The 8,575-nt window shown below is 43.2% G+C and carries 7 protein-coding genes; 5 read left to right on the top strand and 2 right to left on the bottom strand.

Annotated elements, in window-relative coordinates; genetic code table 11:
- Positions 1-8: 8 nt before the first annotated feature.
- From J8L86_RS05645 to J8L86_RS05625, 5 genes are all read left to right on the top strand, one after another.
- Positions 9-2,171, top strand: a complete 2,163-nt coding sequence (locus tag J8L86_RS05645; RefSeq protein WP_211029270.1) for a type I secretion system permease/ATPase — start codon at positions 9-11, stop codon at positions 2,169-2,171.
- Positions 2,168-3,481, top strand: coding sequence for an HlyD family type I secretion periplasmic adaptor subunit (locus J8L86_RS05640; protein ID WP_211029268.1), 1,314 nt, complete (start codon positions 2,168-2,170; stop codon positions 3,479-3,481). The genes J8L86_RS05645 and J8L86_RS05640 overlap by 4 nt, the downstream gene beginning before the upstream one ends.
- A 23-nt stretch (positions 3,482-3,504) precedes the next feature.
- Positions 3,505-4,800, top strand: coding sequence for a TolC family outer membrane protein (locus J8L86_RS05635; RefSeq protein ID WP_211029266.1), 1,296 nt, complete (start codon positions 3,505-3,507; stop codon positions 4,798-4,800).
- 1 nt (position 4,801) lies between these two features.
- Positions 4,802-5,422, top strand: coding sequence for an OmpA family protein (locus J8L86_RS05630; protein ID WP_065109320.1), 621 nt, complete (start codon positions 4,802-4,804; stop codon positions 5,420-5,422).
- Positions 5,423-5,599: 177 nt separating this feature from the next.
- On the top strand, positions 5,600-6,151 hold the full coding sequence (locus J8L86_RS05625) for a thioredoxin family protein (protein ID WP_065109319.1): 552 nt from the start codon (positions 5,600-5,602) through the stop codon (positions 6,149-6,151).
- 76 nt (positions 6,152-6,227) lie between these two features.
- On the opposite strand, the gene J8L86_RS05620 is transcribed toward J8L86_RS05625, so the two are convergent.
- Both J8L86_RS05620 and rhlB read right to left on the bottom strand, forming a co-directional pair.
- Positions 6,228-7,160 carry an exopolyphosphatase gene (locus tag J8L86_RS05620; RefSeq protein ID WP_211029264.1) on the bottom strand — a complete coding sequence of 311 codons (933 nt, stop codon included), beginning with the start codon at positions 7,158-7,160 and terminating at the stop codon, positions 6,228-6,230.
- The gene (rhlB, locus tag J8L86_RS05615; protein WP_055023576.1) at positions 7,161-8,459 is read right to left on the bottom strand and encodes an ATP-dependent RNA helicase RhlB; all 1,299 of its coding nucleotides are present in this window, start codon (positions 8,457-8,459) and stop codon (positions 7,161-7,163) included.
- Positions 8,460-8,575: the final 116 nt, after the last annotated feature.

Below are 8,575 nucleotides of genomic sequence, written 5' to 3'. Positions count from 1 at the left end.
ATATTACAATGTCAGTTACAGATAGCAGTCATGCCGATATAGCTCAACATGAAGCCTTAGTTAATATTCTAGTATTAGCCAAAGCTCACTTTGGCTTAAGCATTAGCACTGAACAAGTGCAGCAAGCACTGCCCGTACAAAAAGACATCGCCATCCAACTCACCACGGCGATGGCCAAAATAAGCTTGGACGCTGCTTCACAAAAAATTGATAGCCAGCATTTAGCGCTACCTGCACTCCTGACCGATGCTAACCAACAGGTTTTTCTCATTACCCAAAAACAAGCTGCAGGTTTTACCTTACTCAATGCTGCTGGTGAACAATCATCAATCTCACCCAAACAATTAAGCCAACAGTTTCCTCAAAAAAACAGCCTGTGTTGGTATCTCAAGCCGCTCGAACAACTCGACGAGCGAGGTACTGAGCACCACAAAGAGACCAAAAGACATTGGCTTTTAGCCGCATTTGATGAAGTAAAACCGTTTTACGGCAGTTTTCTGATTGGTTCTCTGGCCATTAATTTACTCGCCTTAGTCACACCATTATTTACCATGAATGTGTATGACCGTGTTGTGCCCAACCAAGCCATTGATACCTTATGGGTCCTCGCTAGCGGTGCATCCATTGCGATTGTTTTTGACTGGTTACTGCGCCAAGCTCGTACCCGTCTTGCTGACGTCGCTGGCAAGCAAGTTGATATTAAACTTTCAAGCACATTATTTGAAAAAGTCGTCGGAATGCGGCTTGAAAACCGCCCCGCATCATCAGGGGCTTTCGCTAAACAATTACAAGAATTTGATAGCATTCGTGACTTCATCACATCAGTCACCCTTGTCACGGCAGTGGATTTACCTTTTACCCTATTGTTTTTGCTCCTAATTGCATGGTTAGGTGGCGTCATGGTGTTTGTGCCATTAACCTGCATGGTCGTACTCATTTTACTGAGTGTTTTTATGCAAAAGCGCTTATCAGTAACCATAGAAGAATCATCAAAACTGTCTACTCAGCGTCAAGCACATCTAGTCGAAAGCCTAAATATGCTAGCCGAAATTAAACAAAATAACGGTCAAGCTAAAGCCTCACGTATTTGGCATGAAACCGTCAGTAGTCTTGCAGATTGGCAAAATGAGTCTCGTATTAGCTCAAATACCCTAAGCCATAGTGTGATGAACTGTCAGCAGCTCGTGTCCATTGGCCTGATTATTACTGGCGTTTATCAAATTCATCAGGGTAACTTGAGCATGGGCGGGCTTATCGCCATCGTCATGCTAAGCGGACGCGCCTCAAGTGCTATCAATCAAATAGCCATGCTTTTGCTAAAATACCAACAGACTCGCTCAGCAATTACTTCGGTTGAATCTATCTTGTCTTTACCCCAAGAAAACCAGCAGCAATCAATGAGTGTGTCGCAATTCCCATTTAATGGCAGCCTACATCTACGACACGCAAGTTTCAGTTACCCAGAGCAGCCACTAACAGCATTTAATGACATATCTCTTGATATCAAAGCTGGAGAAAAAGTCGGTTTTTATGGCCCCGCAGGTGCGGGAAAATCAACATTACTGGCACTCATTGCAGGGCAGTATCAATTAAATGAAGGTCAACTTTTTTACAATCAACTCGAAGCGCAACAATGGTCCGTTAATCGACTTCGTGACCATATCGGTTATATGAGTCAGCAACCCTGTTTAGTCTATGGCACCGTCCTAGACAACTTACTTTACGGACTCCAACACGTGGATGAAGCATTACTGGCTAAAACCATGATGAATACGGGTATTGATAAATTAATGGATAGACTCGGCAGTGGTTTAAACAGCCAAGTGGGTGAATTTGGCCGCCAATTATCGGGCGGACAACGTCAAGCTATTGCACTATGTCGTACCCTACTTCGTCAGCCCACATTACTCATCCTTGATGAACCCACTAGTGCTATGGATGAACGCAGTGAAAATCAAATTATCAGTAGTTTAAAAGCCAATACTCAAGGCTGCACCCTGTTAATTTCATCCCATAACCCCAAAGTATTGAGCCTTTGTGATCGCATCATAGTGATGGATAAAGGGGCGATAATCGGCGAGAAATCTGCCAGTGAATTTATTGAGCCCAGTAAGCGCCGAATTAAAGCGGTCAATGTGCGCCAACATACAAGCAAAGAGGTGAAATCATGAGTGCCAACATGCACATCAAACACCTTGAAGGGGCAAAACGTGCCAACACGGTCATCATGCTGACTGTTGCCTTGCTTTTGGCCACGATTGCTTGGGCAGCCTTCGCCACCTTAGAAGAGGTGGTGGTTGGCGAAGGCAAAGTGGTACCAGCCACAGCCGTTCAGCAAATAGAAAGTTTAGATGGCGGCAGCTTAAAAGAAATTTTAGTCAAAGAAGGCGATACCGTTAATGCGGGACAAACTCTATTAGTGATAGATGAGTTACGATTTGCCTCAGCATTCCATGAGGCAAGACTCAATAGCGTTGCCTTAAAAAACCAACTCACACGATTAGAAGCATTACTTGAAAGTGTGCAAATCAATGACAATGAACCGCTATGGTTTTCACAAGTGCAAGTCAGTCCGCAACAGTTTGAGATTGCAGACCCTTCAGCCAATCGTCGTGCTCAAGCAATATACTCATCGCAACTCTCACAACTGATATCGCAATTAGATCAAACTGCGCAAATCGTCGAGCAAAAACGCCAAGCCAAAGAAGAAGTGAATATTAATATCGAGGCTCAACGTAGTGGTCTTAGCATGGCGAAACAAGAAATCCGTATGACCCGTGAAGCAGTTAGTGAAGGCGCCGTTGCCGAACTTGAACTATTAAAACTTGAGCGAGACGCGGTTCGCTTACAGGGAGAATTATCTGCCTCGCAAGCCAGTGAAAGACAGCTTCAGGCCGCGATCAGTCAAGCGGTAGCAGAGCGTCGCAATGTGGCACTCGATTTTATTAATCGCATGACCGATGAGCGCAATAAAACCAGTAACGAACTCTCAGCGTTAACCGAAAACATGAAAGCGCTAGCCGATAGGCTCGAACGCACCCAAATCACTACGCCAGTCACTGGTAGCGTGTCGAATATTCTGGTGCGCTCCGCCGGTCAAGTGGTTGAACCGGGGCAAGTTATCATGGAAATAGTGCCGCAAGATGATCAACTGATTATTGAAAGCCAAATAGCGCCTAAGGACATCGCATTTGTTCATACTGGACTGCAAGCCATGGTGAAATTTACCGCTTATGATTTTGTCATTTATGGTGGCATTAAAGGTGAGGTGATTTATGTCAGTCCAGATGCCCAGCAACTAGAAGATGGCACCACCTATTATGAGGCGCACATAAAAACAGATGAAACTCAGCTCAATGGCTGGCCAATTATCCCTGGGATGCAAGCTTCTACAGATATTTTGACAGGTCAAAAAACAGTTTTAAATTACTGGCTTAAACCATTATTACGAGCCAAAGCAAATGCACTAAGAGAACCGTAAAGGTACCAGAAGGTAAGGATACTATGCAAAAACTGCTATTCATTTCTGCTTTAGTGATGTCCACTCAAGTTCAAGCAATGACGCTAGAACAATCGGTGGCTGAAGCGATAAATCATCACCCTAGGCTGCAGCAAAAATATGCTAGCTTTGAAGCTGCTGTTCGCTATAAAAAAGCCGCAGTAGGAGACTATTTACCCCAAGTGAAGTTGTATGGTGGTGTAGGCTATGAAGAGGTGCGCTATAACAGCGGCCAACGCGTCGATACTGATTTAAATCGCACCGAGTTAGGCGTGAAAGTGTCGCAGCTATTATTTGATGGTTTTAGAACCACTTCAGAAATTGACCGCCTCGAATTTGAACAAGAGGCTGAACGCTTTGGGCTGATTTCTGAAGCTGAAAACCTCAGCTTAGATGTCGCAACAGTGTATCTCAATTTAATGCTGTCTAACCGTGTAGTGGGGCTTGCTGAACGTAATATTGTCGAACACGAAGACATCTTAAAAGACATTATTTTGCGTCAAGCAAAAGGCCTGAGTAGTGAATCAGACGTCGCGCAAGTCAAAGCCCGTGTAGCAACAAGCCAATCGGGATACCTTGCTGCGCGCAATGAGCAAATGGATTTACAAGCTCGTTATTACGACCTAGTAGGCCAACTTCCCACAGAGCTGCATGATGCCAAACCCGATTTTAATTATGTACCTACAACACTCAAGCTGGCACTAGAGCAAGCCGTTAAAAACCATCCAGAAATTGATGCGGCCATCAACGATACTCAAGCTGCTTCGTCACAGTATGAACGAGAAAAAAGTGACTATTGGCCTAAGTTATCAATTGAACTTCAAGCCAATAAAAATGACAACATTGGTGGGATTGAAGGGCCTGATGAAGATGCACGAGCCATGCTAATGCTCAGTTATGACCTTTACAATGGCGGTTCAACCAATGACCGAGCAGAAGCCGCGGCCTGGCAAGTACAACAAGCAAAATCAATTCGTCAGCAAACTGAAAAACAAGTCATTGAAGGCACTCGACTTGCTTGGAACGCCTATGAATTTGTTGGCCAGCAACGTAAGTTTTATCAAGTGAATGTGGACCAAGCCGTGCAAGCAGAGCAAGGCTATCAACGTCAATTTGAGCTAGGAAGACGTTCACTTCTTGATGTGTTAGATGCCAAAGTAGAAGTCTATTTAGCCAGAAAAAACTACCTTAGCGCCTATTACAATTATCATATTGCATCGTATCGATTAATTAACGCCACTGGTCAACTCATTGAATCATTTAGAGTCGACACCCCAACACAATGGCAAAAGGAGAAGTAATATGAAACACCTTAACATGCTTCCGCTTTGCCTCGTGGCATTGATGCTATCAGCCTGTATTGAAACACCTAAACCAGCCATGGTTGAACAGCAAAGTCGTGATTTAACCGATGTCGATGCCGATGGCGTTATCACAGCTCGAGATCTGTGCTTAACGACTCCTGACGGTTCAGTTATCAATAACGATGGCTGCGAGAATGCCGTCACCGTGGAGAAAAAAGCCAGCCGTGTGGTGATGTTTGAATTTGATAAACACACACTGACTGACTATGAATCGAATCGTTTGGCTAAAATGGTAAACGCAGTCAAACACCACCCAGACGCGAAGATTTATTTGATTGGTGATACAAGCCCCGAGGGTAGCGATACCTATAACCATGAACTCGCTAAAAAGCGCACCGAAGAAATTACCCGCTTGATTGTGGCGCAAGGGATCAACAAGCAAAACATTACTTCGCAAGTGTATTTTGAAGATAATATGATCCCAGTAGCCATCAAGGGACGTGAACACAGATTAGTTGCTGTAGCTAAGTGGCAAGAATCAGGAATTGAAAAGTCTTGGCATATTTTCTCGACAGAAAAACAGCCCCAAAAGGACAAAAACCGCGCATCAGGAATATGATATGCAATAAGATTCTTATATCTGTTACAGTATTTATCGCACTTATGGGCAAGTTCAAAGTTCTCTTTGAATTATTGCCCTTGTGAGTGATCTAGCTAACAGGTCGCTCATATTCAACTTCCCTAACTTACGTCAAAATGATTGAATTATTGCATTCTTCTTTCATGAGACTTTATCATGCATAAAACTGTTAAAACATTATTAGCCACAACCGCCCTTTTCTTTAGCAGCCAATTGGTTGTAGGTTCAGCCTTAGCTAGCAGCGGCTGTGCGTTTGATGAAGAGCAATCAGGCTTCATGGCAACATGTAGCGAGGAGAAACAAGAAGTGATTATCACAGGTATTGTTGAAATTTCAGCATTAGAAAAAGATTTACCAGGCTATGCAGAAGAGTTTGAAAACTATCAAACAGATGCCGCGACTATCTCAGCATTAAAAGCCATTACCACGCCAACAAATGTGGTTGTGATTATTGGAACTTGGTGCCCTGATTGTCATCGTGAAACACCACGTTTCATGAAGCTAATCGAAGAAGTTGCTAACCCGAATATCACCGTTACCTACATTGGTGTTGATCGCAGCAAGCTTGATCCTGAAGGTTTAGCCGCTAACTATGAGTTTACACGTATCCCAACCTTTATCGTTGAACAAGACAATAAAGAGATTGGCCGTATCGTAGAAAGCCCTGAAGTGACACTAGAGCAAGATTTATTGAATATCGTTAAATAAATCAAAATACGCCACAATAAAAAAGGACCTATTTAGGTCCTTTTTTGATCGCTCATAACAAGCACTTTTTCAAATCTTAGCCCAGCTCAACTCTGTCAGCCAACATTTTCAGCACCCCTTCTCGAAGTGCGCCGCCAGATAAATTTAAAGACTCAATATCAAGCAATTCAAATAAGGCGATTAATATGGCGATGCCTGAAGCAAAAGTCGGTGCTTTTTCTTCAGATAAGCCTTGAATATGATGCAAAGATTCATTCTTTTGCGCCAACACTTCATCACGAAATCGATATAAGACTTTAAGGGTGATGATTTCAGACAGCTCACGATGATTCAGTACCGAAACCACGGACTGAACCGCGCCTGAGGCACCAACCACGCCTTGCCAACCTAGCTCTCTAAGTAATTCACTATGAGGAAGCAACGCATCAGACACCGCTGCTTTAGCTTGTTCAAAATGCTGAAGCTGATGAGGGACTTGATTAAAAAACTGTTGATTAAAGCGCACACAACCAAAATCTAAGCTGGTTTTAAATAGCACTTCGTTGCCATTACCAATAATAAACTCGGTACTTGCGCCGCCAATATCAATCACTAAACGCTGGCCATCACCTTCGGTTGTCGCTGCCATGCCTTGATAAATAAGCTCAGCTTCACGCAGACCGCTAATCACTTCAATAGGGTGACCTAATATCGGTAACGCACGTTGATGGAATTCAGCCGCATTAGAAATAACACGGAGTGTTGCTGTCGCAAAAACAGCAACATGTTGCTGATCTACTTGATGTTTTTCAAGCATATCAGCAAACATTTGCAAGCAATCAAGACCACGCTGTAACACATGTTCAGCTAAGCGATTATCCTCGCCAATACCTTCAGCCAAGCGCACCTTTTGCTTATATTTAGCAATAATCGTTGGTTGGCCATCCAATGTTTGGGCAACCAACATATTAAAGCTATTTGAGCCAAGCGTTATCGCGGCGTAACAGGGTAATGTAGCTGAAACAGTCATTTACGAGTGTCTGCGATTCCTTTGAGGTGGACGACCACCACTGCGGTGAGCACCATTACGGTTAGCACCATCACGACCACGAGTCGTTGGGTGTTTACGATGAATACGCACTGGTGGCGGTAAATCATCAAGTAACGCTTCACGATCGTAATTTGTCACTGGAATTGAGTGCTTAATGTAAGTCTCAATTGCAGGTAAGTTTAATGCATATTCTTCACAGGCAAAACTCACTGACACACCTTTTTGACCTGCACGGCCAGTACGGCCAATACGATGAACATAATCTTCACAGTCATCCGGTAAGTCATAGTTATATACATGAGATACATCAGAAATATGTAAGCCACGCGCAGCAACATCAGTTGCCACTAACACATCAAGCGAACCATTAGTAAATTGCTCAAGAATACGAATTCGTTTCTTTTGCGGCACGTCACCTGTCAGTAGTCCAACACGATGACCGTCACCTTCTAACCATGACCATACTTTTTCGCAGCTGTGCTTAGTATTAGAGAATACAATTGCTTTTTCTGGCCAGTCTTCTTCTAATAATGTTAGCAACAGGCGCATTTTGTCATCTGTTGAAGGGTAAAAAATTTCTTCTTTGATGTTTTTTGACGTTTTTTGCTCAGGCGCAATTTCGACTTTCTCAGGATCATTCATATGATCATAAGCTAGCTCTTGTACCTTCATTGATAATGTCGCTGAATAAAGCATATTCAAGCGAGATTTCGCATCAGGCATACGTCTAAACAAGAAACGGATATCTTTAATAAAGCCTAAGTCGAACATACGGTCAGCTTCATCTAATACGACAGCTTGAATCGAGTTCAAACTAATCACACCTTGGCGAACGTAATCAATAATACGACCCGTTGTGCCAATAAGGATATCAACACCAGCATCAAGCACTTGGCGTTGAACATCATAGCTTTCACCGCCATAAACAATACCCACTTTTAAGCCGGTATGTTTTTCTAATAATTTGGCATCTTTTGCAATCTGAATCGCTAGTTCGCGAGTCGGCGCCATGATAATTGAACGTGGCTGATTGACTTGTCGCCCTTCTGGGACGGCAACGGATAAAAGATGGTTAAAGGTTGCAACCAAAAAAGCCATTGTCTTGCCAGTACCTGTTTGTGCCTGACCTGCAATATCTTTTTGTTGTAATAAAATGGGGAGAGATAACGCCTGTATCGGCGTACAAAATTCAAAGCCATTTTCGTTTAAAGCCTGAACAACCTCTGGTTTCAGAGGGAAGTCGGCGAATCTTTGGGTAGATAAATGTGTTTCGCTCATAGCACAAGCATACTCGTTAGTGTTGCAAAAAAAGACTTAATCGTTTGAAATAGCCCACACGTTTACTTGAAAACTATTTAACCGCCCCAATATACATGGTAAGCCATTAATAAACT

The organism is Shewanella sp. MMG014 (assembly GCF_018100775.1).
GTDB lineage: Bacteria > Pseudomonadota > Gammaproteobacteria > Enterobacterales > Shewanellaceae > Shewanella > Shewanella japonica.
The sequence above is the reverse complement of the archived record's forward strand: the minus strand, read 5'-3'. Positions and strand labels throughout refer to the sequence as shown.

Excerpts from the sequence above, each read along its gene's own strand:
- J8L86_RS05645 (WP_211029270.1), top strand. The coding sequence starts at position 9 with ATGTCAGTTACAGATAGCAGTCATGCCGATATAGCTCAACATGAAGCC.
- J8L86_RS05635 (WP_211029266.1), top strand. The coding sequence starts at position 3,505 with ATGCAAAAACTGCTATTCATTTCTGCTTTAGTGATGTCCACTCAAGTT.
- J8L86_RS05640 (WP_211029268.1), top strand. The coding sequence starts at position 2,168 with ATGAGTGCCAACATGCACATCAAACACCTTGAAGGGGCAAAACGTGCC.
- J8L86_RS05625 (WP_065109319.1), top strand. The coding sequence starts at position 5,600 with ATGCATAAAACTGTTAAAACATTATTAGCCACAACCGCCCTTTTCTTT.
- rhlB (WP_055023576.1), bottom strand. The coding sequence starts at position 8,459 with ATGAGCGAAACACATTTATCTACCCAAAGATTCGCCGACTTCCCTCTG.
- J8L86_RS05620 (WP_211029264.1), bottom strand. The coding sequence starts at position 7,160 with ATGACTGTTTCAGCTACATTACCCTGTTACGCCGCGATAACGCTTGGC.
- J8L86_RS05630 (WP_065109320.1), top strand. The coding sequence starts at position 4,802 with ATGAAACACCTTAACATGCTTCCGCTTTGCCTCGTGGCATTGATGCTA.